Below are 25,025 nucleotides of genomic sequence, written 5' to 3'. Positions count from 1 at the left end.
CCGCAAATTTGCGGAAGTAGCTCAGTTGATAGAGCATTAGCCTTCCAAGCTGAGGGTCGCGGGTTTGAGTCCCGTCTTCCGCTCATCAAAAAAGCCTGTCTGACGACAGGCTTTTTATTTTATATTTTCATTTTCTGAAAGGAGGCTTCACTACTTGTGCTTTCAGTTTCCGACCACGGTTGTCCAAGTAAATCTCCGTACCAGGTTTAGAATATTCTACCTTGACATACCCCATCCCGATACCTATCTTCCGCGTAGGCGACATCGTACCCGACGTTACGTATCCGATTGTTTCCCCCGTTTCATTCAACAACGCATATCCATGACGCGGAATCCCCCGGTCAATCATCTCAAAGCCTACCAATTTCCGACTCACTCCTTCGGCTTTCTGCTTTTCCAGTGCCGCACGGTTGGTAAAGTTCTTTCCTTCCACGAACTTGGTAATCCATCCCAACCCGGCTTCCAGCGGAGAAGTCTCGTCGGTAATATCATTTCCATACAGACAGAATCCCATCTCCAGACGCAGCGTATCGCGGGCTCCCAGCCCAATCGGCTTAATACCAAATTCTTTTCCGGCTTCAAAAATGGCATCCCAAATCTTCAGTGCCACTTCTGGGTAGAAATATAGTTCAAATCCTCCCGCTCCTGTGTATCCCGTATTGGAAATAATCACATTCGGAACCCCGGCAAATTCTCCCACCTTGAATGTATAATAAGGAATCGATTTCAAATCTACCGGAGTCAGTTTCTGGAGTGTATCACAAGCCTTCGGCCCTTGTATAGCCAGCTGTGCCATGCGGTCGGATGCATTTTCCAGCTCCGCCCCCACCCGGTTGTGTTTCACACACCAGTTCCAGTCTTTCTCAATATTGGCCGCATTGACCACCAGCATGTATTTTTCGGGCTCGTATGCATACACCAGCAAATCGTCTACAATTCCTCCTGTCTCGTTCGGGAAACACGTGTACTGCACCTTACCCGGCGTAAGCACCGCCGCATTGTTGGAAGTCACCTCCTGAATGAAATCCAGTGCATGCGGACCTTTCACCCAGAATTCTCCCATGTGCGACACATCGAAGACACCCACCGCATGGCAGACCGTCAAGTGTTCATCAATGATTCCAGAATATTCAATCGGCATGTTGTAACCTGCAAATTCATGCATCTTGGCACCGAGAGCAATGTGCTTCTCGGTAAATGGAGTTGTTTTCATAAGATTTATTTTAAGGTTGATAATAGGTTGCGGCCTGCCTGTGATTTTCCGACAGAACCGCAACTTCAATAATTAGCTATATCTCTTAGCCGTAAGCTCAGCAATTTTCACCACTACTTTCATCGCTTTCTCGATAGAAGGTATGGGCACAAATTCATAACGCCCGTGAAAATTCAAGCCACCAGCAAAAATATTCGGACAAGGAAGTCCCTTGAATGAGAGCTGTGCACCATCCGTCCCCCCACGAATGGCCTTTACTTTTGGAGTAACTCCCGCTTCCTGCATGGCCGCAAAAGCAATGTCGATGATATGCATCAACGGTTCCACCTGCTGGCGCATGTTGTAATACTGGTCTTTCAATTCCACACAAACCGTACCCTCTCCGTATTTCTGGTTCAACTGGGCTGCATAATCTTGTAAAGCCTGCTTGCGCGCCTCAAACTTCTCGCGGTCATGATCGCGAACGATATAAGACAACACGGTATGCTCCACTTCACCTTCCATTCCAACCAGGTGATAAAAACCTTCATATCCTTCCGTTGTACCCGGAGTTTCATTGGCCGGAAGCAAGGAAGCATATTCATTGGCAACCAGCAAAGAATTGATCATCTTGTTTTTGGCATAACCTGGATGCACGTTGCGTCCCTTCACCACCACCTTGGCTGCAGCCGCATTGAAGTTCTCAAACTCCAGTTCACCTACTTCGCCACCATCCATCGTATAAGCCCATTTGGCACCAAACTTCTCCACATCAAACTTGTGCGCTCCCAAACCAATTTCTTCATCCGGGTTAAAGCCCACACGAATGTCTCCATGCTTGATTTCCGGATGAGCCTTCAAGTAAGCCACGGCACCCACAATTTCTGCAATTCCGGCTTTATCATCCGCTCCCAGCAAGGTATGCCCATCGGTTACAATCAAGTCTTCTCCTATGTGATCCAACAATTCGGGGAAATTTGTCGGCGACAACACAATGTGTTCTTCTGCGCACAACGGAATATCTTTTCCGTCGTATTTTTCCACGATACGCGGCTTTACGTTCTCTCCACTCATATCGGGACTCGTATCCATGTGGGCAATAAAACCGATAACCGGCACCTCATGATCTACATTCGAAGGAAGTGTAGCAAACAGATAACCATTTTCGTCCAAAGAAATATCTTTCAACCCCAGTTTCTCCAGTTCCTCTTTCAGATAACGCGCAAACACCATCTGCTTCGGTGTACTTGGGGTTACACCGGTCGATTCGTCCGACTGCGTATCAAAAGTCACATACTTTAAAAAGCGTTCAATTACTGTCATATCACTTTAATTGTTTACTAAAATCTTACTTTTGTAAAAGTAAAAAATACCCGGAGAATGACCAAAAGACTTACCATTTTTTATCAGAACGCAAGGATGATTTACCATGTCGAGAAAAAATTCCTGCGGTCGCACCCAGCTTTTTAAGTTAAAAAGGAAGGGTAATCCAGAAAGTATTAAAACAAGACCAGACAGATTCAGACGTTTTTTTGTAATTTTGCCGCATGAAAAAATACCTACTCCTCTGCATTTATTGTCTGTTTGCCCTAATGGGGAATGCACAAGAATCTCTACCAGACAGCATCCGGCAACAGATAGAAAAAGAACTCAAGAAAAAAGAGAAAGCCGAACGTAACTTTCACTATAATATATTGGGAGGTCCAAGTTATACCCCCGATTTTGGAGTGCTCGTGGGAGGAAGTGCACTGATGACCTTCCGGATGAACCCCAAAGACACCACCATGCGCCGCTCGGTCATCCCGGCAGCCATAGCCTTCATGTTTAAAGGAGGACTGAATCTGGTGGTCAAGCCTCAACTGTTCTTCAAAAACGACCGCTTCCGCATTTTCGGACAATTTTCGTTCAAGAACACACAGGAAAATTTTTATGGGGTGGGCTACAGCACCAACAAAAATTATGTACGAAGCGATACCACCAGCCAGTACCGTTACAGCGGCATACAAATTAATCCGTGGTTTCTTTTCCGGCTGGGGGAAAGCAACTTCTTCGCCGGTCCACAAATTGACATCACCTACGACCACATCATGGACCCGGCCAAGTATCTCGTAGAACAGCCCGACTACAAGCGTGCGGGAGGTACTGCCAACGGCTACGAAGACTTCAGTTCTGGAATCGGTTTCCTACTGACGTATGATACACGCGACGTACCGGCCAATCCCTATAAGGGATTATATTTCGATTTGAGGGGACTAATGTATGAAAAATTTCTCGGGAGCAATTCCAGCTTCTACCGCTTGGAACTGGACTATCGGCAATACAAAACGGTAGGTAAACGAAAGGTACTGGCTTGGACTGTACAAAGCAAGCATTCTTTCGGTCACAACATTCCCCTGAACAAGTATGTATTGAGCGGAACCCCCTTCGACTTGCGAGGGTACTACATGGGACAATATCGCGACAAATCCTCACACGTGGCACTGGCCGAATACCGACAGATGTTCAATACGGACCAAAGCAATTGGATAAAGAAAATCCTCAATCGCCTGGGCTTTGTGGCCTGGGGAGGATGTGGTTTCATGGGACCCACACCGGGCAAAATTGAAGGTCTGCTTCCCAATGCCGGACTTGGACTCCGTATCGAAGTGCAACCCCGCATGAACGTACGCCTGGATTTAGGTCGTGACTTCACCAATCAACAGAACCTGTTTTATTTCAACATGACCGAGGCTTTTTAAAAAATACCTCGACAAATTTCCCCTTGTGTCACAACAATTTCTCTGTTCCACACTGTGGGATACAAAAACCACACTGTGAAATACATATCCCGCAGTGCGGGACACATATTTCACAATGTGGTACAGAAAATATTCTTATGCATTTTCCAGAATATGCAGAGAAGATTCCACTTTATCTTCCCCACGCATCCGAAATACCTTGTCAGAAACAGCTGGATCCGTCAAAACAATGTGTGCAGACCTTGCACTTCGGCAGTCCGATAGCTTCAATCAATGTTTCCAATGTATTGAATTTCAAAGAAGTCAACCCAAATCGAGCCCGAATACGTTCCACCAATTCTTTATATTCCGGAGAATCCGTCGTCGCATATTTATCCAGTTTGGCATTCTCATCTCCTTCAATTTCCTTGATGATGCGACGGGTTATCAACTCCATATCACTCTTAGAAGAAGTAAACCCAATAAAAGGACATCCATAAATCAACGGGGGACATGCGATACGCATGTGCACTTCCTTCGCTCCGTAATCATAAAGAACATTCACATTATCGCGAAGCTGTGTACCACGCACGATGGAGTCATCACAGAACAGCAGACGTTTTCCCTGCAACATGGCACGATTCGGAATCAACTTCATCTTGGCCACCAGCGAACGCATACTCTGGTTGCTCGGCGTAAAGCTTCTCGGCCACGTGGGAGTATATTTGGCAATAGCCCGATGGTAAGGAATTCCTTTACCTTCTGCATATCCTAAAGCCATACCTACACCTGAATCTGGAATACCACAAACACAGTCTACTTCCGATTCGTCGGTCTGTCCCATCTTATAACCGCTCATAAAACGTACTTCTTCCACATTTTTCCCTTCATAACAAGAAACAGGAAAACCGTAGTACACCCACAAGAACGAACAAATCTGCATTTTGTCATTCGGTTGGCGAAGCTGTTCCAGTCCACTGGCACGCATACGCAGAATTTCACCTGGACCTACGTAACGATCTATTTCAAAATCCAGATTTGGCAAACTGCTCGACTCACTGGTTGCAGCGTATGCACCCTCCTTCTTTCCAATGATAATCGGCGTACGCCCCCATTTGTCACGAGCTACAATCACACCATCTTCTGTCAGAATCAGCATGGAGCAAGAGCCTTTAATCTTATTGAACACATTCTCGATGCCATCCACGAAATCCTTGCCTTGCACAATAAGCAATGCGACCAATTCCGTAGGATTAGTCTTTCCCATGCTCATTTCCGAAAAATGCATGTTGCTGGCCAGCAACTCCTGCACCAGCTCCTCCATGTTGTTGATTTTTGCTACAGTGACAATGGCAAACCGCCCTAAATGAGAATTAATCATGATAGGTTGAGGATCCGTATCACTGATTACCCCAATTCCCGAAGTTCCCTTAAAACCAGGGAGTTCACTCTCAAACTTTGTACGAAAATAAGAACTTTCCAGATTATGGATTGAACGTATGAACCCTTCGCCCTCTGCGTATGTTGCCATACCAGCGCGTTTCGTTCCCAAATGTGAATTATAATCCGTACCGTAAAATAAATCGGTCACGCATTCAGCCTTAGAGACTGTTCCGAAAAAGCCACCCATTCTTTATTAGTTATTTAGTTGTTATGATTTTCGGATGCAAAAGTACGGAAAAAAAACGGGAAGTTATTATCCTGAAAAATCCTTAAACATATTTTTTCATACCAAACATTGAACATTTTCCCCCTTTTGTTTGTTTTCTAAAAACATAACTCCTTTACGACCCCTTCTTCCAAAGGGAATAAGCCATACATCGATTTACAACTAAAAGGCTTACTAAACTTTACATTATGTACAAAAGCCACCGCTACAACACCGGTGGCTTTCTTTTTTCTCTGACGTACAAACATAAAAAAAAGTCAGACAAACCTGTCCAACTTTTTCGAGCCTCTTGTCGGATTCGAACCAACGACCCCGAGATTACAAATCACGTGCTCTGGCCAACTGAGCTAAAGAGGCGGGTGGGTAAGCTTACCATATCGCGCCGCTACAACCAACTACCTTTGCTGCGATCAAGCCCTGGAGGATTCGAAGGGAGCTGGCCGTATGGGACTTACCCGTATTCAACATGTCATCGAGTATCCTTGTAGAGGATGTTTCTCGATTGCGGGTGCAAAGGTAGACATTTTTTCGGAATTCACAATACCTTCAAGAAAAAAAATGAAGAAAATTGGAAAGATACGTGTTTTTTCGGCCTTTTATACACTACGGCTCACTGAAAAAGACTACTTTTGTAGTCACTATTAAACTTAATGATATGACAACAGAAAGACCAATGACCTTACAGGAATATGCCATGCGCTTCGGAACTTACATGGGACTGTTCTGGATTTTCAAATTCATCTTCCTTCCCATCGGATTTTCCATTCCCTTGCTTCAGTTGCTATTTATCCTGATGACGCTTTTCGTTCCTGTATTGGGCTACATCTACGCGCGCCGCTACCGCAACCAGTACCGCGAAGGCTATCTTTCTTTTACCCAGGCATTCAGTTTTTGCTTTCTAATGTATCTTTTTTCCTCTATACTGACCGCATTGGCTCATTATGTGTATTTCCGCTTTATCGATCAAGGTTATTTATTGAATACTTATTTGGACCAACTGGAGAACATAAAGAATTCCGTAAGTGGCGATATGAAAATTTCCGTAGAACAACTCATCAGCAGTTTCGATGTGATTTCATCGCTTACCCCTTTGCAACTCACTTTCCAGCTGTTGTCGCAGAATTTCTTTTACGGAATACTGCTTTCCATTCCTACCGGACTGCTGGTCATGAAAAAGAAAAATTAATCGCTTATAAATAATAATATGGATATATCTGTAGTCGTACCTCTCTATAATGAAGAGGAATCCTTACCTGAACTGTATGCCTGGATTGAACGCGTCATGGACGCCCACCATTTTACTTACGAGGTCATATTCGTAAACGATGGCAGTACCGACCATTCTTGGCAGGTTATCGAAGAACTCAGTCGGAAATCAAAAGAAGTGAAGGGCATTAAGTTCCGTCGCAATTATGGAAAATCTCCTGCTTTGTTCTGTGGATTTGAAAAAGCCGAAGGAGATGTAGTCATCACCATGGATGCCGATTTGCAAGATAGTCCGGACGAGATTCCGGAACTCTACCGCATGATTACAGAAGAAGGATACGACCTGGTTTCGGGATGGAAACAAAAACGCTACGACCCGTTGTCGAAAACCATTCCGACCAAACTGTTCAATGCTACGGCACGTGCAGTGTCAGGCATACATAACCTGCATGATTTCAACTGCGGACTGAAGGCTTACCGAAAAGACGTGGTGAAAAATATCGAAGTCTATGGCGAAATGCACCGATATATCCCCTACTTGGCCAAGAATGCCGGCTTCAACCGTATCGGAGAAAAAGTGGTACATCATCAGGCACGTAAATATGGAAAGACCAAATTCGGACTGAACCGCTTTGTCAACGGCTACCTGGATTTGCTCTCCTTGTGGTTCCTTTCCACTTTCGGAGTAAAGCCCATGCACATTTTCGGCTTTTTGGGTTCCATCATGTTTATGTTAGGATTCATTGCTGTCATCGTAGTAGGAGCAAACAAACTGTATGACATGTACTGTGGAAATCCCTACCGTCTGGTTACAGAAAACCCGTACTTCTATCTGGCCTTGACCACCATGATTCTGGGTACCCAGCTTTTCCTGGCTGGATTCATCGGGGAATTGATTGCACGCAACTCGCCGGAAAGAAACAAATACCAAATCGAGAAAGAACTTTAAAGATGAAGAAACTACCGATTGTATCAGGCTTATTGCTGGTGGCAGGACTCTCCTTTTTCCCAGCTTGTGAAGTGGAGAACTGTCCGCCCAACGCACTGGCCTACGCACAGTTCAATTTCGTAGACCAACACGGTAAGGCGGTACAATATACTGACACGCTGACGGTCATCGGGCAACTGGAAACAGCAGATACGCTTATTTATGATACATTGATTAATAAATCAACCAATACAAGCAGCCTGAGTCTGCCTCTCAGCTACGGAGAACAGACTCGTTTTATTTTCCAGTATGGCAACCGGCAGAGGGACGTCATTACCGTCAATCACCGCAACATCCCCTACTTCATCAATCTGGACTGCGGTACCATGATGTTCTATGAAGTAACTAGTGCCGAAGCTACGACGCGTATGCTCGATTCACTTGTCATCACCAATCCGAACATAGACAATTATGAGAAAGAGAATTTCAAGGTATATTTCACTGTTACTGCTACTAACGAGTAGTTGCTTCTTCTGCTCCCCTGTGTGGGCACAAAGACCGGGTGCTCATAAGGCAGAACCGGCACAGATAAAGAAAGAGGAAAAGAAAAAGACGAAACCGGAAGAAAACGTACCTCTTTACCAAGGAATGAGTATCGGAGTGGAGATAGCCGGAGCAGGAAGTTACCTGTTGGGAAGTGATATTCTGAACAGTGAAATTGCAGTACAAGCCAACCTGAAAAATCGCTTTCTCCCCGTCATTGAAGTAGGATACGGAAAAGCGGATGCTATCAACGACGGCAACAATTTGCACTATAAGACCTCGGCACCTTATTTCCGCATCGGAATGGACTACAATGTGTTTTATAAGAAGACTCACCTTCCAGGGTACATGTATGTAGGTCTCCGCTATGGCATGAGTTCATTCAGCTACGACGTAGATGGTCCTAGTATGACCGACCCAAACTATGGAGGTGAAATTTCCTATCCTTTCTCTTACTCCGGATTGAAGAGTAATGCCAGCTGGCTGGAAGGGGTTTTCGGACTCAAAGTAAAAATCTACAAAGGCTTCTGTATGGGCTGGAGCGTGAGATACAAAATGAGAATGAATGTAAAAGGCCATGAAAACTCCATTCCATGGTATGTGCCTGGCTTCGGAAAAAACGCCAGCAGCAGTTTCAACCTGATGTATAATCTCATTTATAACTTACCCTTCTGACTTTCATGAATTTAATTGAAACCCTTTTATTATCTGTCAGTCTGGCCATCGACTGTTTTACCGTATCGGTCACCAGTGGAATCATCCTGCACCGTATCCGCTGGGGTACCTTTTTAAGAATGGCTTTCTTCTTCGGACTTTTCCAGGCAATGATGCCTTTTCTGGGATGGTTAGGTGCCAGCCGTTTCCAGCATCTGATTGAAGCTTACGACCATTGGATTGCTTTTGCCCTGCTGGCCTTTTTAGGTATCCGGATGATACGGGCTCAGTTTAAGAAGGAAGAAACGGCTTCGTTCAATCCCACCAGCCTGAAGGTGACACTAGCCCTGGCGGTGGCTACCAGCATCGACGCACTGGCCATCGGCATCTCATTTGCCTTCGCCGGACTTACAAAGATAGAAGACCTGGGAATGCCCCTGACCAGCATCGGCCTGGCTTCTTTCATTCTCTCTCTGGCCGGAAGCCTCATCGGAGTCTTCTTCGGCAAACGCTTCCACTTACGCGTGGAAATTTTCGGTGGCCTGGTGCTGATTGGCATCGGCGTTAAAATATTAGTGGAACATTTATTCTTACAATAACCCATGAACAAAAGCAAACTGAAATGGCAAGTACCGTTCCTCATCCTGCTCATTGTGGGAACCGTACTGATTCTGAGAAAACAATCGCCTTATCAGACCGACCAAGGCCTGGTGTTCGGCACCGTTTATAAAATCACTTACCAATCATCGGAAAACCTGAAAGACGAGATTGAAAAAGAACTGCAGAAGGTGGACAATTCCTTGTCTCCGTTCAACAAGCAGTCGGTCATTACGCGTATCAACCAAAACACCGACCTACATACCGACAGCCTATTTGTCTACGTGTTCAACCTGGCCAAAGAGGTATCTCATGACACAGGAAAAGCATACGACGTAACAGTCGCTCCGTTGGTCAATGCCTGGGGCTTCGGATTCAAGCACTCCCAGTTTCCCGACTCGCTGACCATCGACAGTCTGCGCCAGTTTGTGGGTATCGACAAAATCCAGCTGAATGCAGACGGAGAAATCGTCAAGTCCGACCCACGCATGATGCTCGACTTCAGCTCCATTGCCAAAGGATTCGGAGTGGACTGCGTAGCCCGTCTGTTCGACCAGAAAGGTATCAAGAACTACATGATTGACATTGGTGGAGAACTGGTCATGAAAGGACAGAATGCCAAGATGGAAACCTGGCGGATTGGAGTCAACAAACCGATTGACGATTCTTTATCTGTCAATCAGGAGTTACAGACCATACTCGAAATTACCAATGCCGGTATGGCCACATCGGGCAACTACCGCAATTTCTACTACAAGGACGGAAAGAAATATGCACATACTATCGACCCGCGGACAGGCTATCCGGTGCAACACAACATTCTTTCCTCCACCGTCATTGCCAAGAACTGTGCCACAGCCGATGCCTACGCCACCGCCTTCATGGTACTGGGACTGGATTCTGCCAAGGCTGTCTGCGACTCCCATCCCGAGCTGGATGCCTATTTCATTTATACGGACAAGAACGGAAAATTACAGACTTATTCCACAGAAGGCATGAAGAAATACATGCGGAACTAAAAAAGACCTTGTGCAAGGTAGAAAATAGAAAATGCCGGAGCGTGCTTTCCTGTACGCTCCGGCATTTTCTATTTTATCAGAATACCCTCTTCGGGCAAAAACATCTGTTCTTTTTTCTTTTCTCAGTACTCTTTAGAAAGTAACAACAATACTACCGTAAAAGTACTGACACGGTCTTCCAATCGTTCCGTAAAAGCCATGAGATTATCCTAACACATTTCCCAGATAGAGGAAGAACATACCAATCAGCACTAAAATCAAATCGACTACCTTGCTCTTCAAATTCTTCTCTCGGAAAATCATGGCCCCAAACAGGAAGGAAACAATCACGCTTCCCCGTCGTACCATGGATACAATGGAAATCATGGCTCCATCCATCCCCAAGGCATAGAAATACACGAAATCAGCGGCCGATAAGAAGACCGAAATCAGAATGATGCACCAGTCCCAGTGAAACGGCGTACTGTGCTTCCGCTTGGGCCACCACAGGAACATCAGCACTCCTCCCATCAGGAAAAGCTGATAGACATTGTACCATGCCTGCACCACCATGTTGTTGAAGCGTCCCATCAGGTATTTGTCGTACAATCCGCTCACCGCTCCCAGCACAGCGGCCAGTACCACAAACCAAATCCACTTGTCGTGCTTGAAGTCAATGCCTTCCTTCTTTCCCGAACGGCTCAACATGAAGAACGAGATAATGGCCATCAGCACCCCAATCCACTGGTACACATTCAGGCGCTCGCCGAATATCAGCAAGGCACCCACCAGCGTCATGACCGGACGGGTCGCATTAATCGGCCCAACGATGGTCAACGGCAAATGCTTCATGCCAAAATAGCCGAACGTCCACGAAGAAAGCACGATAAACGATTTCAGCAGAATGAACTTATGCACTTCCCAGCCTGCTGAAGGCACATAAAAAAGCGTATCCTTCAAAGTTTCCGGATGAAAGTGTGAAATCAAAATAAACGGTAAAAAAATCAGACTTGAAAAAAGCGTATTCAGTCCCAGCACCGGGAGCACCGCATTGTTTGCCAACGATTTTTTCTTGAAGACATCATAAAAGCCCAGCAACGCCGCTGAGCAAAAAGCCAGTAATAACCACATGTTCTTTACATTAATTCGAATTACAGCCTGCAAAATTAGACAATAAAGCCGTGACCCGCAAGTTTCACCAGCAGAACCTTCCCTTCTTTTTCAAAAAGCCTTTCCTGTAACCGGCTCAACCGTTCTTTCCGGGCAAGTCTGCACGCCGTGCAGGGAATGATATACGAAACCGCGTCAGTCCGTCCGAATACGTCCGCAAAGAGAATGCACACCCATGACGGGTCAGCACTTCACGAATAAAAATCAATCCGATACCTTGTCCGTGAGGTTTGGTAGAAAAGAAAGGACTGAACAGTTTCGTTTCCACCTCCTTGGAGATGCCTTTCCCCGTATCGGCTATTTCAAGCATGACTGGAGACACCGACGTACGAATGAAAATGTCACCCCCCTGTCCGATACTTTCTGCCGCATTCTTGATGATGTTCACCAGCACTTGCTCAAATAAAGCCGTATCCATCCATACCTTCGGGTTTTCTGCACACAGTTCATTGTGCAGCGTAATCTGCCGCTCCCGGCAGATGGTTTCCATAAACATCCGGCACGCGGTCACCCGGTCGTTCAATCGCACTTGCTCCAGACTCGGTTCCGGAATTTTCACCACATTGGCAAAATTGGTGATGAAACGGCTCATCCCCAAACAACGTTCCACACAAACCTGCATGACCTCCCGTAAATCGCCCGTCTCTTCTTCCAGTGTTTCCAGTGCATCTCCTACCGTCTCCAAAGTTGAAGTAATGCCTGCCGTGGTATTGTTCACCTCATGGGCAATCATCCGAATCACTTTTTCGTAAGCCTTTTTCTCTGCCTTGACCACCTCGGCCGTCAAACTCTCTATCAGCACAAAAGGATGGGCAAATCCACGGTCTACAAACGAAAGCCGGGAACAACGGTAGATTTTGGCGTCACTCAAACGAATCGTATCGGTCGTATCCTTAGGCAAACGTGACACTTCCTCCGCCAGAGGCGTATCCAATTCCTCCAACCGCTTCCCCATCAATTCCTCGGCTGAAGTATACCCTAAAAACCGCAAAGCCGCAGTATTCAGCATGGATATCTGTTCGTCGAAAGTCAGAATAATCACCCCCATGGGCGATACATTAATGAGCAAGTCCAAAAAGTGGTTCTGTTCCCGCAAGCGCAAGCGTTCATTCTTCAACTGGTCCATCATCCGGTTGAACATCTCCACGATACGGTCGGCCTCGGCCTGTCCCACCGGTGCAAGCCGGCTACTGAAATCCTGTTCACGCAGCAAGTCCATCCCACTCGCAATGCTGTGGAGCGGTTTTACCACCTTCCAGTAAAAATAAAACAAGATAACCAGACTGAAAGAAATCACTCCTTCTCCTACATACAAAAGCGGACTCTTCGTACTTAAGGTGAAAGACAATAAAATTCCCCAAACCAAAGCCAACAGCAAACCCAAGAGAAAAAACAACGTGCTCAACCTCATCACCCTTCCGATTAATCGTTAAAAGAAATACCATATTTTTCCAACCGACGATACAAAGCCGCCCGACTGATACCCAACGAAAGAGCAACCTGCGTCAGATTATTGTCATGAGCCTCCAATGCCTGAAGAATGGTACGCTTTTCCAATTCCTCAAGTGTAAGTCCCTTTACCTCCGCCATAGAATCTGTGGAAACAGCAGCCGGACGATACTGTGACTGAAAATCGGCTGCCGTCAGACAGTCTTTTCCACACACCAGCAACGTACGCTCCACCAGATTCTTCAGTTCACGAATATTCCCGGGGTAAGGCAAACGACTCAAAAATGCCAACGCATCCCCCGAGAGTTCCACTTGCGGCAATCCGTCGGCCCGGCAACGGCTTTCCACAAAATGACGGGCCAGCAGAGGAATGTCCTCCCGCCGCTCGCGCAAAGCCGGAAGATGCACCGTAATCAGGTTGATGCGATAAAACAAATCCTCCCGGAACGTATGTTCACGCACCATCTGCTCCAAATTGGCATTGGTGGCACAGACCACCCGTACATCCACCTTCCGCGGACGGCTCTCCCCCAACGGTTCAAACGTCTGCTCCTGCAACACCCGAAGCAGCTTTACCTGACACGACAAGTCCAGTTCACCGATTTCGTCCAAGAAAATCGTCCCTTTATCCGCCAGTTCGAAGCGTCCTTTCCGGTCGGTCACCGCATCGGTAAACGCCCCTTTCTTGTGTCCGAACATCTCACTTTCAAACAAAGTCTGCGAAATTCCTCCCAAATTGACCTTGACAAAAGGCTGGTTCCTGCGCGGACTGTTCAAGTGTATCGCCTCGGCAATCAGTTCTTTCCCAGTACCACTTTCTCCCGTCACCAGTACCGAAGCACTTGTCCGGGATACCCTCTTCACCGTCGCCAACACCGCTTCCAAAGCCTTGCTCTTCCCAATGATATGACTGCGGTCAAAATCTTCTGCTTCTGTGACCGAGACACCGGCAGCTTCCTCCTTTTCCGTCAGTTCCAACGCCGTTTCAATACGCTGCATCAACGCCGCATTGTTCCACGGTTTGGTAATGAAATCAAAGGCTCCAGCCCGCATTCCTTGTACTGCCAGAGGGATACTTCCCCAGGCCGTCATCAGAATGACAGGTACATCCGGACAAAACAGTTTGACCTGCTTCAACAAAAGCAACCCCTCCGCTCCGTCGGTAGAGAGACTGAAATTCATGTCCATCAATATCAACTGCGGGGTAATGGAACGTACAGCTTCCATCGCCTCTTTGGGCCCCGGTACCGCTTGTACTTCATATTTCGCCCGTTTGAGCATAAAACTGAGCGACGAACGAATGGCACTATCATCATCTATTATTAGTATCATAACACGACAAAAGTAAATATTATTTCACAAAAGAAGGGGGTCAGTGCTTCACTATCTTCTCAAAATCGGCCTCAATCCCTATACCTGCCGCAAAATCCCACAGTGTGAGACTGCGCAACTGGTAATAATAGTACCAGTAATAAAACAACTCATTGATGTGCTTGCGGCGTGCCTCATCCTTCTGGCTCTGCGAATCGTTCAAGTCGAGTGTAGAAATCTTTCCGACCAGAAAAGTCTCCACGTTCGTATGATAGCGTTTACGGGCAATCTTATCGGCCTCATCCGCCAAATGGAGCTGTGTCTGCTGGTTGTTGAACTGCTCCACCAGCACAAACAGATTCTGATTGAAATTCATGGATTCCTGCCGCAACTTGCTTTCCGTCACTTCCCGGTTGCTCTGTGCCACTTTCACCTGCCCGCGGCGTTTACCCCAGTCCAAAATCGGAATCTTGACCCCAATCTCCACCACTTGGTTGTCTTTTAACCGACGATAAGCCGTATCAAAACGTCGGTCGGTTCCTGTAAATCCGACCTGAGCGAACAACGTAATCTCCCGCATATTTCCTTTGGCCTTGGCTACGTCATAATCGGCTTCGAGCTGCCTGCGACGGATATTCTGGGCAAAGGAGTTGTTAGCCAAAGCTTTGGACAACACATCCGCATACTCCAACCGCACCTCGGGCACGGAATCCGGAACCTCCGGTACCAATTCTTCGTTCTCCCCCAAAGCCAGAAACGAACGCAAGGTAAACATGTGACTCTTCAAGGCACTCTCGTTGGAAGTCAATGAGGAGCGGGCATCCAGCACATTCAATTTCAACTGCAACACATCATTTTCACTAATCTGCCCCATCCGACGCTTGGCTTTGGCTACCTCATACAATTTCTCTGCATTTTCCAGATTCTGTCTGGCAATAGCCACGTTTTCACGAGCCAGTAGCAGATTGAAAAAATAATTGATGGTGGTCATCGTCACCTCTTCCGTCGCACTTAAGAATGCCGCCTTGGCCTCCGCATAACGTACCGGTTCAATCCGACGGTCCCATTTGGTCTGATTCACCCCAAAGACTGGCTGGTTCAAGGTCAAAGCCAACGGAACCGACATAAAACGGTTTCCCGAACCACCATCCATCTGCCGCAGAAAATCAAGAGAGGTATTCAACGACAACGTACCTCCCGTGAACCAGATATTCTGGTCGATGGAAAGCTGTCCGTTCATCTGCATGTAGTTGTTCCGCACATAGGTATAAGAACCGTCATTCTGCTGATACGAATTATACCCCTTGTGGTAAGAAGGAAGGGTGGCCGTAAAGTTTACCTCCGGCAATAATTCCGCACGATAGGTACGATACTCCCAATACGCCGTTTTCAGCTCGTTTAAAGCTACGGCCGCATCCACACTCTGTACCCGTGCCAGCATAATGGCCTCGTCCAGTGTCAACACATGCGTTTTTTCCATCGGCTCTACCGCCCCTCCTTTACAGAAAAGGAAAAAAGAAAATAAAATCCATACACTCCGTTTCATACTCTTCCACTCATTTATCGTATCACATCTGTTCCTCACCTCAATTTTTCCAACCAGCCATCCGCCTTATCCTACCTGACGGCCATCAAAGAAGCGTACGATACGCGAGGTCTGTTTGGCCTGTTCTTCATTGTGGGTCACCATCACCACCGTACGCCCATCTTCCTGGTTCAGCTTGTGCAGCAACTCCATAATCTCCGCTCCCATCTTGGAATCCAAGTTACCGGTCGGTTCGTCAGCCAGCACGATTTCCGGATTTCCCACAATAGCCCGGGCAATGGCCACACGCTGGCATTGTCCTCCGGAAAGCTGCGAGGGCATGTGATGCATACGATGACTCAATCCTACCTTCTGCAGCACTTCCTCGGCCCGTTGCCGACGTTCTTTCGCAGAAACATTGCGATAAAGTAAAGGTACCTCCACATTATCCAGCACATTCAATGAATTAATCAGGTGGAACGACTGAAACACGAATCCCAAGTTCCGGTTACGGAAAGCAGCCAGTTCCTTGTCTTTCATTCCCTCCACTTTCACTCCTGCAATCTGGATGGTACCGCTGGTAGGCGCATCCAGCAGTCCCATGATGTTCAGCAAAGTAGATTTTCCACATCCGGAAGGTCCCATGATACTGAGGAATTCTCCTTTTTCTACCGTCAGGTTCACATTTTCCAGTGCCTGTGTCTCTATCTCATTGGTCCGGTAAATCTTATTGATTCCGGTTAATTCTATCATATTCATACGCATCTTGTTTTAAAAGTTTATCATTGCATCTGTATTCAGACGAATCGTTTCACGTGCTTTTTATTCATCCCGCAAGGCTTCTGTAGGCGAAATGGCGCTTATCCGGCGAGCCGGGATATCAATACCTGCCCATACTACCAACAGCAGCACCACATACACCGCCAGTGAGATGAGGAAAAAGTGCAGTCCAAAATTGTCCACCCAACTGGGAATCACCGCCGACATCCAGGAATTTCCCTTATTCAGCCCCTCACTAAACGCATATTGCAGGTAAATGAAGCAGCCGATGAAAGTAGCCAGCGTGGTCAGTACCGTACCTTCTCCCAAGAGCATCAGACGAATGCGATGCGGTGTCGCTCCATAAGAAAGCATCACCCCCACCTCTTCCCGACGGGTACGAGTCTGCATCCAGAAAGTACCAATCACCCCCAGACAGAGATTGATTAGGAAAAACAGTGCAATGCTCAAATTACGGCGATAAAGCGCCGTAGAATCACTGAATTCACGAGCCGCATTGATTTCATCGTACGACTGCAATTCACGGGCATAAAGATTCCCGGCACGTAGCTGGCGAAGCATCCAAGGGTGGAAATCGTGCAAGAAGCGTTCCATGCTGACTCCCTCTTTCAAACGAATGACCATCCTCAGATTGTCCAAGCTGGAACGTATATCCGGATGCTGCTGCGGCATGAACACAATCGGTACTGGACGCCAGTCAATCAGATACTTGCATGCTTTCACCGTCCCCTTCACTGCCGTATAAAACGTGTCTGTACCATTCACCTCCAAGCAACGCTGGTTCCGGTACGTATGTGTATGAAACATTTCTTCCAGCAAATCTTCTGTCATGATATAATAGTACCCATTGTCCAGATCCGACAGCCGGGCCGCACTCATACTCCCCTCCCCAGATTGGAAACCGTAGGTTTCAAAGAAATGGGTATGAGGTAAAAATTCGATATAGAGAGCCGAATGAACGACCGAATCACCTTCTGCTACAAAGTCGGAAGTTCCACTTCCCATCGCACCCGGATATACAAAAGAAAGTACCGGAGCGGCCTGTTCCACCCCAGGATACTGCCGGGCACGGTCCACTAAATTCAAATACGCCTGCATCAACGAAGCCGAATCGGCCGCTTGCGGCTCATATCCGGGAGCCTCCGGAGGAAGCATGGCCACAGACACCATACACAGACGGTCTGCATCGTATCCCAACGGGAGGTGCCGCTCATAAGTCACTACCATCACGGGGTCGAAAATGGCCCATGAAAGAATGGCCACCAATATCAATTCAGCCAGTAACCATCCGTTACGACGGCGACGGCTCCAAAGATTTTTTATAATCAATTTCCACATATCCACTCAGTTTTTTCGGATTATCTTTTTTCATACAATGAATACACAATCGGCTTGCGCAACGACATCCATGCCGGCCACAAAGCGGAAAGCAAATTCAGCACCAGACACAATAAAAAGGCGATGAGAAACACGACCGGTGCAAACAGCATTTCACCTGACACATACAGATTGGCTCCTTCCGGAATATCCATCGGCCAGGAATCAAACAACATAAAAATCCATCCACGCCCTACATAAAGCATGATCCATGCCACCAGCAAGCCCAGCAGACCTCCCACTAATGTAAGGAAAAAATTCTCCCACATCACCTGCGACAGCAAGGCACTCCGACTGGCCCCAAAAGATTTACGAACACCCATCTCCGGCAAACGACTCTCCATACGACTGGCTATCAGTCCGTTCAGATTCAGTGAAGGCACGAGCAGAAGTACCAGTACCCACAGCGTCAGCCGACCTGCCACCTTCCAAGAGCTGAAACTCGTATCCGCCGGATACTCTTTAAACACACTGAGTGCATGCGAAGTAGGTTGTTCCCACAATTCCATCTGCCACTGCCCTTTATATTGTGCGTTCACTCTTCTGATCAAGTCCTTGATTTCAGCTCGTAAAGCCTTTGCTTGTGCATTGTCTTTCACTAAAAAAGTCACGTTAAACAGACCACAATAGGGGAAGCTGGAGACAACGGGGTCCTTGTAATTTGATTCAATGGAATAAGGCGCATAAACCTGTGCATACGACTGGCGGGTCAAGAAACTCGCTCCACGTACCACCCCACATACGTGATAATTCACATAATCCATGGAAAACGAACGTCCCACCACGCCTTCTGTCGTACCAAACAAACGACGAGCAAGATCATCGGAAATCACAGCCGTATGAATACCACTTGCCAAATCGGCCTCCGTGAATGGATGTCCCTCCAGAAATTGCAACGCATAGATACGGAAGAAAGCCGGGTCTACCAGTTTCAATGCCGGACGGAAATCCCCGCTCCGATCGGCAGGCTGTATATAATAGTCCATTGCATTGCTGAAACGCGCAGAAACCGCTACCACATTCTTTAGCGGATAAATCCATTCCTGTAAAGCCCGATACGACAAAGCGGACTGATAGGTTCTTGATTCCTGTTCCGATTTGAAACTGACATGAGTCAGATACAACGTGTTTTTCCGATTCTCTTCCGGATAGATAGGAGCCAATTTCACGTAATAAACTACCGCCACTATCACGGTCATGGCAATGGCCAGTCCTGTACCGACAATGTAGAGCATACTGAACAGACGGTTCTGTTTCAGTAACGTAAAAGCCTGTGTCAAATAAGTTCTTTGCATTCTCATAAAAATCTCACTCTCATTTTAATCTTCTTTATATGTTCTTTTACAATCAATTGCTTCTGAAAAGTTTTTTCTTCCTCACACTCAGTGTACCAACCTAACCTTCCGTTTGTTCCGAAAGTCCTTCATATCGCTGACTACCACTCGGTCGCCCGGCTGAAGTCCGGAAAGTACTTCCACGTATTCAAAATTGGAATCTCCCAGCTGCACCTTCCGCTTGACCAGTTCATTTTTTCCATCCCGCACAAACAACTCATATTCTCCTTTCCCCACATAATAACTGGCATTGTCTATTCGCAATACGCCCTCTTTCACGGCATTCATTACATACACATCCACTTTCAGTCCCGAACGCAACCGGCGGTGATGGTCATTGGCCAGCTGTACAATAAAAGAAATCATGCCATTTTTAGATAAAGGCGTCACACTGCTGATTTGTCCCTCCAGCTTTTCATTGCCTATCTTCACAATGGCTCGTCCACCTGCCACGACCTGGTCTGCATAAGTATCGGCAATTTCGGCTTCCACTTTAAAATGACTCAGGTCTGAAATGACTGCCAGTCGGGTTCCTTCTGTCACCTGTGCCCCCACCTGATCATTGATATAGGTAAGAATGGCTTTCCTAGGCGACCGTATCTGTGCATCCTCCAAGGTCCGCTTCATTTCCGCCATCTCCTTACGGAAAATCTCATATTCCAGCTCCTTCACTCTCAAATCGGCCGCTTTCACCTGCCGTTCGTTGGCCAGCTGCTGACGAAGCTGTTCCAGTTCCAGTTTTCCCGTCTGGAAATTCAGTTCCGCCTGACGCACCCGATCGGTTGTACCCGAACCCAAGCTGTCAAGATATTGTTCGTTTCGCAACTCCGCCTTCATCCGGTCCAGTTTCATGGTCGACACCTTTACTTTCATCTCCAGATCACTGAGATACGTTTGATTGTTGATTTTCACCTGATCCAACTGGTAACGCTTCATCTGGTCTTCATCCTGCAACTTCTGATAGCCGGTCTCAGTGCTCTGCAAATCCAGTTTCAACAACGGCGTGCCTACCTCTACACTGTCTCCTCCTTTTCCATATACCTCCACAATACGCGAATTAATCGGCGTATTGATGATTTCTTCAAAGGCAGGTACGACCTTACCCGACGCGCTCACACTTACTTCAATCGTTCCCCGCGTCACTTCCGAAAAAACCAGATTGCCTTCTTTCACACTGCTGCGCATCCATGAAAAAAGCAGAATCCACACTACCACGCACCCGACTCCAATACCTCCATATTGCATGAGCCTTTTATTGCGTAACCTTTTTCGTACTTCTTTTGATATTTCTCTATCCATATTTTTATCTATCATCGCACTTTTTCTAAAGCAACATCCATGCCAAAAAGATAAACAGTTGATATCCAACAACAACCCTTCTTCAGAAGGTGTCCGATATCGAACACTCTGTTCGGTTTTAAACACCGACCATCCGTTTTTCGCGAGAAATCTTCCCGAATCGTTGCACATTTCAGGAACTCTCCCTACCTTTAAATTTAGAAAGGAAAAGAACGATGAACGAGCAGGTAATACAAAAACTAAAGATACTGACGGAATCCGCCAAATATGATGTGTCGTGCGCTTCCAGTGGTACTTCCCGCAAGAATACCAAAGGAGGAGTGGGAAATACCGTGGGCGGATGGGGCATCTGTCACAGCTTTTCGGAAGACGGACGCTGTATCTCCCTACTCAAAATCATGCTGACCAACTACTGCATTTACGATTGCGCCTACTGCGTCAACCGGGTAAGCAACGACATACCACGAGCCACACTTTCCGTGACGGAACTGGTGGAACTGACCATGGAATTCTACCGAAGAAACTACATCGAGGGACTGTTCCTCAGCTCAGGAGTAGTGCGCAACCCCGACTACACCATGGAACGCCTGGTCCGAGTGGCCAAGGACTTACGACTGGTACACCGTTTCAACGGGTATATCCACCTAAAAAGTATCCCTGGCGCCAGTGAGGAACTGGTACAGGAGGCCGGGTTGTATGCCGACCGTCTCAGTGTCAACCTGGAAATTCCAACCGAAAAAAATTTAAAGCTGCTGGCCCCGGAGAAAGACCACCAGAGTGTGTATCTCCCGATGAAATACATTCAGCAAGGAATTCTGACGCACCAGGAAGACCGGAGACACTACCGTCACGTACCTCGTTTCGCACCCGGTGGACAAAGCACGCAGATGATTGTCGGCGCCACTCCTGAAACCGACAAGGACATCTTGCGAGTTTCTTCCTCGCTCTATGAACAACCCACCATGAAACGCGTGTATTACTCAGGCTACATTTCAGTCAACACCTACGACAAGCGACTGCCGACCTTGAAGCAACCGCCTTTGGTCCGGGAAAACCGACTCTACCAAGCCGACTGGCTGTTGCGTTTCTACCAGTTCAAGGTGGACGAAATCGTGGACGACCAGACTCCCAACCTGGATCTGGACATCGACCCGAAACTGGCCTGGGCCCTCCGCCATCCGGAGTTTTTCCCTGTGAACATACAGACCGCCGATTACGAAGCTATCCTGCGCGTGCCGGGCATCGGAGTAAAATCTGCCCGCCTGATTGTGGCTTCCCGCCGTTTCTCGCGCATCGGTTTCTATGAACTGAAAAAGATGGGAGCCGTGATAAAAAAAGCCAAATACTTCATCACCTGCAATGAACTGCCCGACAAGACTATCCACGAACTGGGTGCAGCCGGTGTACGAAGGCTGTTGCTTCCTACTCCCCGCAAAAAGACAGACGAGCGTCAATTAAGTTTCGACTTCACAGAAACAGAAGAAGCTGCCCCCACACACAAGTGAAAGCAGCTTCTTTCTTATTATTCCTATCCTGCATCTTCAACGGATGGACACTTCCATCACTGGTTGTTCCTTTACGGTATCCAATGGTACCGCTCTGTATTTGACGCGCTGGAAATCAATCTTGTTCAAGTCAATGCTGCGGATAGATGCATTATACATCGTACGGAAATAAATCATCCGATGCCGCATGTCCGTAGCCGAAGTCCACTGGGTCGCACTTGGAATATTGGCCGGAATCTTTCCTCCCTGAAACTCAATACCTACCGGAATATCGAAATTGTTCAGAATCTGAAATCCCTGAAGCACCGTCTGATGGGCATTTTCCTGCTGGGGAGCCGTAGTCTGATAAAAGGCAGCCCGCACGAAACGGGAAGGAGGAGTCACATCACCCGGCATGCCCAAGAAACCGCTTCCTGCCCCAAAAGAACGCAAGGTAAGCTTACCGAACTCTTGCGGCTGTGCACTGCCCGCATAGAGATTCACATAATTGTTCAAGTTGGTCAGCTGCCATTCAAAGCCCGGAGAATTGGTCAATACACCCAGTTCGTTTTCATAGAAATGCAACTGCCCGTCCACAATCTCCAGCACCACCTGTCGACCCGATACATCGGCAAACCGCCAGTGTACAGTGGACGCTCGTGGGTCAATGGCTACCACATGTACCTCTTTCAGACTTTCCATTACTTCGTCCACGGTCTGGCAATTCCCTAAGACCCAGGATACCAGCTGCAAATCGGCAATAGAAGAGGACTTCCATTCAGCCTTATAGGCCTCATACTGTCCATAGTTTGGGAAATAGAACAAACCGGCAGAAAGTCCTTTCTCGTTCAGTCCTTCGGCCACAAACTCCTTCTGCTCTACCGAAAGACCCACATAACCGTATTTTGCCGTAAATTTCATGCCATCCTGTCCACCGGGCACATACGACTGTACCGTATAGCCACGCGGAACCACTACGTAGCAGCTGTTCAAATCACTTCCGCCCCATTCAATGGTACGGGCCAGAATGCGCGTACTGTCTTTTGCCGTCAAGGTAATACCGGTACAAGCCTGCGAAGGCTGCGACTGGAAGACGGCCACTGTGGCCATCAGTCCCAAAAGCATAAATTTGTAATTCATCATTCACTCGATTTTTAGTATACAACAAAAAACGTCTGATTTTGTTTCGGTTTATCGTTTTTTACTACTTTTGTTTTCCGAAAGCTTTTTCCAAAGATAGAAAATTTTCCATTAAAAACCATGATTATTTTTCAATATGATGCTACATTCGAAGGTCTGCTCACCGCCTTGTTCGATGCCTATTTCCGGCGGACTTTTCCCGACCTCCTGCTTGCTGAAAAAGAACCACTTCCCCTTTTCTATGACGAAAGCCATCGGGTAATAACCGACATGACCAAAGCGGAACGGGTATGGAAACTGCTTACCCGAAAACTTTCCCGGAGTGCCCTGTCCTGCCTCACTTATTGCTGGCTTTCCGAAACGCCGGAGGCCCCGATGCTCCTTTTCCGCTACATGCGAAAAGTGACGGATGCTTCCCGTTCCATCGAACAAAATTTTGCCGACCCGGATGTGCTCGGAGTATATCAGCTAAGCAAGAAAGTGGCGGGCGAACGGATGCGGGTACTCCAATTCATGCGTTTTCAAAAGACAGCCGACCAAACTTATTTCGGTATCATGGAACCAATATACAATGTGTATCCACTGACCATCCAGCATTTTCAAGACCGTTTTGCCGACCAAGCATGGATTATTTACGACGCCCGCCGCCGATACGGATACTATTACAATCTGAAAGAAGTAAATGAAATTACGTTTGAAAACTCACAAGCCGATTTTCTGCGCCACGGAAAACTGCAGGATGAACTCCTGGATAAAAACGAAAAGCTTTTCCAAGAGGGATGGAAAAGCTATTTTCACAGTGTATGTATTCAGTCTCGGCTCAACCCCGTAAAGCACAAAAAGGATATGCCGGTCCGTTTTTGGAAATACCTGACTGAAAAAGATTAGGCAAACGGAAATAAATCGTCGGGATATCCGATATCCACCAGAAAAAGGGCATGTCCCGGTACGGAGGTTCCCGCACTACAGCGGTTCTTCTCTTCTATCACTTTCCGGAATCCCTCGACCGAAAGTTTTCCGCGTCCCACTTCTACCAGCGTACCCACAATAGCACGTACCATGTTCCGTAAAAAACGATCCGCCTGAATGGTAAACACCCATTCCGTATCACTTACCTGATCCCAATGGGCCTGCATAATCTTGCAGTTGTTGGTCTTGACATCCGTGTGCAACTTGCTGAAACTCGTAAAATCCGTATAGTCGAACAACGTCTGGGCCGCTTCGTTCATCTTCTCAAAATCCAACGGCTGGAACAACCTCCAACAATAAGCCCGGTTGAACGGATTCTTCTGCGTGGTCACATAATACTTGTACGTGCGATACGTAGCATCGAAACGGGCATGGGCATCCTGATTTACCCTTCTGACACGATACACCGAAATATCCGGCGGCAACAAGCGGTTGAGCTTGTCTGTCACCGTGTCTTCCTCCAACATCCATTCCACATCAAAATGGGCCACCATCAGGCGAGCATGTACCCCCGCATCCGTACGTCCGGCACCGACCACTTCAATGGCATCATCCCGCAAAAAAGTATGCAAAGCCTTCATCAAGGTTTCCTGCACACTGTTTCCATTCGGCTGTATCTGCCAGCCATGGTAATTGGTTCCGTCGTAGGCCAAATAAATGAAATACCTGAACATCACACTCTG

General features: G+C 47.2%; 22 protein-coding genes and 2 tRNA genes. 10 read left to right on the top strand and 14 right to left on the bottom strand.

The genetic code is table 11. The features are described 5' to 3' along the window. Positions 1 to 10 precede the first annotated feature (10 nt). A tRNA-Gly gene (locus tag OCV81_RS04030) sits at positions 11 to 83 on the top strand. A gap of 44 nt (positions 84 to 127) precedes the next feature. Here OCV81_RS04030 and gcvT read toward each other — a convergent pair. Next, positions 128 to 1,213, bottom strand: coding sequence for a glycine cleavage system aminomethyltransferase GcvT (gcvT, locus tag OCV81_RS04025; protein ID WP_148328597.1), 1,086 nt, complete (start codon positions 1,211 to 1,213; stop codon positions 128 to 130). A 72-nt stretch (positions 1,214 to 1,285) separates the two neighbouring features. Continuing rightward, complete coding sequence (gene pepT / locus OCV81_RS04020; RefSeq protein WP_148328595.1) at positions 1,286 to 2,515, bottom strand: peptidase T; 1,230 nt, start codon at positions 2,513 to 2,515, stop codon at positions 1,286 to 1,288. 224 nt (positions 2,516 to 2,739) lie between these two features. On the opposite strand from pepT, the gene OCV81_RS04015 reads away from it, so the two are divergent. Further along, positions 2,740 to 3,930 (top strand): BamA/TamA family outer membrane protein, encoded by a 1,191-nt coding sequence (locus OCV81_RS04015; RefSeq protein WP_148328593.1) that lies wholly within the window; start codon positions 2,740 to 2,742, stop codon positions 3,928 to 3,930. Between the two features lie 202 nt (positions 3,931 to 4,132). Here the strand turns inward: OCV81_RS04015 and OCV81_RS04010 are convergent, their stop codons facing one another. Both OCV81_RS04010 and OCV81_RS04005 read right to left on the bottom strand, forming a co-directional pair. Beyond that, entirely contained in the window at positions 4,133 to 5,539 is a 1,407-nt protein-coding gene (locus OCV81_RS04010) for an amidophosphoribosyltransferase (protein ID WP_148328591.1), read from the bottom strand. Between the two features lie 322 nt (positions 5,540 to 5,861). After that, positions 5,862 to 5,935 (bottom strand) — tRNA-Thr (locus OCV81_RS04005). 298 nt (positions 5,936 to 6,233) lie between these two features. Here OCV81_RS04005 and OCV81_RS04000 point away from each other — a divergent pair. The 6 genes from OCV81_RS04000 to OCV81_RS03975 are packed head-to-tail and all read left to right on the top strand — an operon-like array spanning position 6,234 to position 10,525. Continuing rightward, positions 6,234 to 6,764 (top strand): DUF4199 domain-containing protein, encoded by a 531-nt coding sequence (locus OCV81_RS04000; RefSeq protein ID WP_148328589.1) that lies wholly within the window; start codon positions 6,234 to 6,236, stop codon positions 6,762 to 6,764. An 18-nt stretch (positions 6,765 to 6,782) separates the two neighbouring features. Further along, on the top strand, positions 6,783 to 7,733 hold the full coding sequence (locus tag OCV81_RS03995; protein ID WP_022353390.1) for a glycosyltransferase family 2 protein: 951 nt from the start codon (positions 6,783 to 6,785) through the stop codon (positions 7,731 to 7,733). Positions 7,734 to 7,735: 2 nt separating this feature from the next. Beyond that, entirely contained in the window at positions 7,736 to 8,236 is a 501-nt protein-coding gene (locus OCV81_RS03990) for a DUF6452 family protein (RefSeq protein WP_148328587.1), read from the top strand. After that, the gene (locus OCV81_RS03985; RefSeq protein ID WP_394802514.1) at positions 8,181 to 8,930 is read left to right on the top strand and encodes a DUF6048 family protein; all 750 of its coding nucleotides are present in this window, start codon (positions 8,181 to 8,183) and stop codon (positions 8,928 to 8,930) included. Before OCV81_RS03990 ends, OCV81_RS03985 begins: the two co-directional genes overlap by 56 nt. 5 nt (positions 8,931 to 8,935) lie before the next feature. Next, a complete protein-coding gene (locus tag OCV81_RS03980) occupies positions 8,936 to 9,508 on the top strand; it encodes a manganese efflux pump MntP (RefSeq protein ID WP_148328584.1) in 573 nt (190 codons plus the stop codon). Between the two features lie 3 nt (positions 9,509 to 9,511). Then, the gene (locus OCV81_RS03975; RefSeq protein WP_148328582.1) at positions 9,512 to 10,525 is read left to right on the top strand and encodes an FAD:protein FMN transferase; all 1,014 of its coding nucleotides are present in this window, start codon (positions 9,512 to 9,514) and stop codon (positions 10,523 to 10,525) included. Positions 10,526 to 10,729: 204 nt separating this feature from the next. Here OCV81_RS03975 and OCV81_RS03970 read toward each other — a convergent pair whose 3' ends face one another. The 8 genes from OCV81_RS03970 to OCV81_RS03935 form a co-directional block, all read right to left on the bottom strand. Continuing rightward, complete coding sequence (locus OCV81_RS03970; RefSeq protein ID WP_148328580.1) at positions 10,730 to 11,635, bottom strand: DMT family transporter; 906 nt, start codon at positions 11,633 to 11,635, stop codon at positions 10,730 to 10,732. 115 nt (positions 11,636 to 11,750) lie between these two features. Further along, on the bottom strand, positions 11,751 to 13,085 hold the full coding sequence (locus OCV81_RS03965) for a sensor histidine kinase (protein WP_148328578.1): 1,335 nt from the start codon (positions 13,083 to 13,085) through the stop codon (positions 11,751 to 11,753). A gap of 11 nt (positions 13,086 to 13,096) precedes the next feature. Further along, positions 13,097 to 14,455, bottom strand: a complete 1,359-nt coding sequence (locus OCV81_RS03960) for a sigma-54-dependent transcriptional regulator (protein WP_148328576.1) — start codon at positions 14,453 to 14,455, stop codon at positions 13,097 to 13,099. A gap of 40 nt (positions 14,456 to 14,495) precedes the next feature. Next, entirely contained in the window at positions 14,496 to 15,980 is a 1,485-nt protein-coding gene (locus OCV81_RS03955) for a TolC family protein (protein WP_148328574.1), read from the bottom strand. Positions 15,981 to 16,046: 66 nt separating this feature from the next. Beyond that, the gene (locus OCV81_RS03950; protein WP_148328737.1) at positions 16,047 to 16,712 is read right to left on the bottom strand and encodes an ABC transporter ATP-binding protein; all 666 of its coding nucleotides are present in this window, start codon (positions 16,710 to 16,712) and stop codon (positions 16,047 to 16,049) included. A 69-nt stretch (positions 16,713 to 16,781) separates the two neighbouring features. After that, positions 16,782 to 18,077, bottom strand: a complete 1,296-nt coding sequence (locus OCV81_RS03945) for an ABC transporter permease (RefSeq protein WP_148328572.1) — start codon at positions 18,075 to 18,077, stop codon at positions 16,782 to 16,784. A 20-nt stretch (positions 18,078 to 18,097) separates the two neighbouring features. Continuing rightward, positions 18,098 to 19,411, bottom strand: coding sequence for an ABC transporter permease (locus OCV81_RS03940; protein ID WP_148328735.1), 1,314 nt, complete (start codon positions 19,409 to 19,411; stop codon positions 18,098 to 18,100). 87 nt (positions 19,412 to 19,498) lie between these two features. Next, positions 19,499 to 20,749: an efflux RND transporter periplasmic adaptor subunit gene (locus OCV81_RS03935; RefSeq protein ID WP_148328570.1), complete on the bottom strand. Its 1,251-nt coding sequence runs from the start codon at positions 20,747 to 20,749 to the stop codon at positions 19,499 to 19,501. A gap of 215 nt (positions 20,750 to 20,964) precedes the next feature. Here OCV81_RS03935 and OCV81_RS03930 point away from each other — a divergent pair, with 215 nt between their 5' ends. Continuing rightward, the gene (locus OCV81_RS03930; RefSeq protein WP_148328568.1) at positions 20,965 to 22,254 is read left to right on the top strand and encodes a putative DNA modification/repair radical SAM protein; all 1,290 of its coding nucleotides are present in this window, start codon (positions 20,965 to 20,967) and stop codon (positions 22,252 to 22,254) included. A 36-nt stretch (positions 22,255 to 22,290) separates the two neighbouring features. Here the strand turns inward: OCV81_RS03930 and OCV81_RS03925 are convergent, their stop codons facing one another. After that, entirely contained in the window at positions 22,291 to 23,373 is a 1,083-nt protein-coding gene (locus OCV81_RS03925) for a linear amide C-N hydrolase (RefSeq protein ID WP_148328733.1), read from the bottom strand. A 120-nt stretch (positions 23,374 to 23,493) separates the two neighbouring features. On the opposite strand from OCV81_RS03925, the gene OCV81_RS03920 reads away from it, so the two are divergent. After that, the gene (locus OCV81_RS03920) at positions 23,494 to 24,261 is read left to right on the top strand and encodes a TIGR03915 family putative DNA repair protein (RefSeq protein WP_148328566.1); all 768 of its coding nucleotides are present in this window, start codon (positions 23,494 to 23,496) and stop codon (positions 24,259 to 24,261) included. On the opposite strand, the gene truA is transcribed toward OCV81_RS03920, so the two are convergent. Beyond that, positions 24,258 to 25,016 carry a tRNA pseudouridine(38-40) synthase TruA gene (truA, locus tag OCV81_RS03915; RefSeq protein WP_148328564.1) on the bottom strand — a complete coding sequence of 253 codons (759 nt, stop codon included), beginning with the start codon at positions 25,014 to 25,016 and terminating at the stop codon, positions 24,258 to 24,260. The two genes, OCV81_RS03920 and truA, sit on opposite strands and share 4 nt — an antisense overlap. Positions 25,017 to 25,025 lie beyond the last annotated feature (9 nt).

It is taken from the genome of Phocaeicola fibrisolvens (genome assembly GCF_025567125.1).
GTDB lineage: Bacteria > Bacteroidota > Bacteroidia > Bacteroidales > Bacteroidaceae > Phocaeicola > Phocaeicola fibrisolvens.
Note: the sequence above shows the minus strand (reverse complement) of the source record. Positions and strands in the feature narration are given on the sequence as shown.

What these genes read in the sequence shown, in the direction of transcription:
- gcvT (WP_148328597.1), bottom strand. Translation starts at nt 1,213, where the DNA reads ATGAAAACAACTCCATTTACCGAGAAGCACATTGCTCTCGGTGCCAAG.
- pepT (WP_148328595.1), bottom strand. Translation starts at nt 2,515, where the DNA reads ATGACAGTAATTGAACGCTTTTTAAAGTATGTGACTTTTGATACGCAG.
- OCV81_RS04015 (WP_148328593.1), top strand. Translation starts at nt 2,740, where the DNA reads ATGAAAAAATACCTACTCCTCTGCATTTATTGTCTGTTTGCCCTAATG.
- OCV81_RS04010 (WP_148328591.1), bottom strand. Translation starts at nt 5,539, where the DNA reads ATGGGTGGCTTTTTCGGAACAGTCTCTAAGGCTGAATGCGTGACCGAT.
- OCV81_RS04000 (WP_148328589.1), top strand. Translation starts at nt 6,234, where the DNA reads ATGACAACAGAAAGACCAATGACCTTACAGGAATATGCCATGCGCTTC.
- OCV81_RS03995 (WP_022353390.1), top strand. Translation starts at nt 6,783, where the DNA reads ATGGATATATCTGTAGTCGTACCTCTCTATAATGAAGAGGAATCCTTA.
- OCV81_RS03990 (WP_148328587.1), top strand. Translation starts at nt 7,736, where the DNA reads ATGAAGAAACTACCGATTGTATCAGGCTTATTGCTGGTGGCAGGACTC.
- OCV81_RS03980 (WP_148328584.1), top strand. Translation starts at nt 8,936, where the DNA reads ATGAATTTAATTGAAACCCTTTTATTATCTGTCAGTCTGGCCATCGAC.
- OCV81_RS03975 (WP_148328582.1), top strand. Translation starts at nt 9,512, where the DNA reads ATGAACAAAAGCAAACTGAAATGGCAAGTACCGTTCCTCATCCTGCTC.
- OCV81_RS03970 (WP_148328580.1), bottom strand. Translation starts at nt 11,635, where the DNA reads ATGTGGTTATTACTGGCTTTTTGCTCAGCGGCGTTGCTGGGCTTTTAT.
- OCV81_RS03965 (WP_148328578.1), bottom strand. Translation starts at nt 13,085, where the DNA reads ATGAGGTTGAGCACGTTGTTTTTTCTCTTGGGTTTGCTGTTGGCTTTG.
- OCV81_RS03960 (WP_148328576.1), bottom strand. Translation starts at nt 14,455, where the DNA reads ATGATACTAATAATAGATGATGATAGTGCCATTCGTTCGTCGCTCAGT.
- OCV81_RS03955 (WP_148328574.1), bottom strand. Translation starts at nt 15,980, where the DNA reads ATGAAACGGAGTGTATGGATTTTATTTTCTTTTTTCCTTTTCTGTAAA.
- OCV81_RS03950 (WP_148328737.1), bottom strand. Translation starts at nt 16,712, where the DNA reads ATGATAGAATTAACCGGAATCAATAAGATTTACCGGACCAATGAGATA.
- OCV81_RS03945 (WP_148328572.1), bottom strand. Translation starts at nt 18,077, where the DNA reads ATGTGGAAATTGATTATAAAAAATCTTTGGAGCCGTCGCCGTCGTAAC.
- OCV81_RS03940 (WP_148328735.1), bottom strand. Translation starts at nt 19,411, where the DNA reads ATGCAAAGAACTTATTTGACACAGGCTTTTACGTTACTGAAACAGAAC.
- OCV81_RS03935 (WP_148328570.1), bottom strand. Translation starts at nt 20,749, where the DNA reads ATGGATAGAGAAATATCAAAAGAAGTACGAAAAAGGTTACGCAATAAA.
- OCV81_RS03930 (WP_148328568.1), top strand. Translation starts at nt 20,965, where the DNA reads ATGAACGAGCAGGTAATACAAAAACTAAAGATACTGACGGAATCCGCC.
- OCV81_RS03925 (WP_148328733.1), bottom strand. Translation starts at nt 23,373, where the DNA reads ATGAATTACAAATTTATGCTTTTGGGACTGATGGCCACAGTGGCCGTC.
- OCV81_RS03920 (WP_148328566.1), top strand. Translation starts at nt 23,494, where the DNA reads ATGATTATTTTTCAATATGATGCTACATTCGAAGGTCTGCTCACCGCC.
- truA (WP_148328564.1), bottom strand. Translation starts at nt 25,016, where the DNA reads ATGTTCAGGTATTTCATTTATTTGGCCTACGACGGAACCAATTACCAT.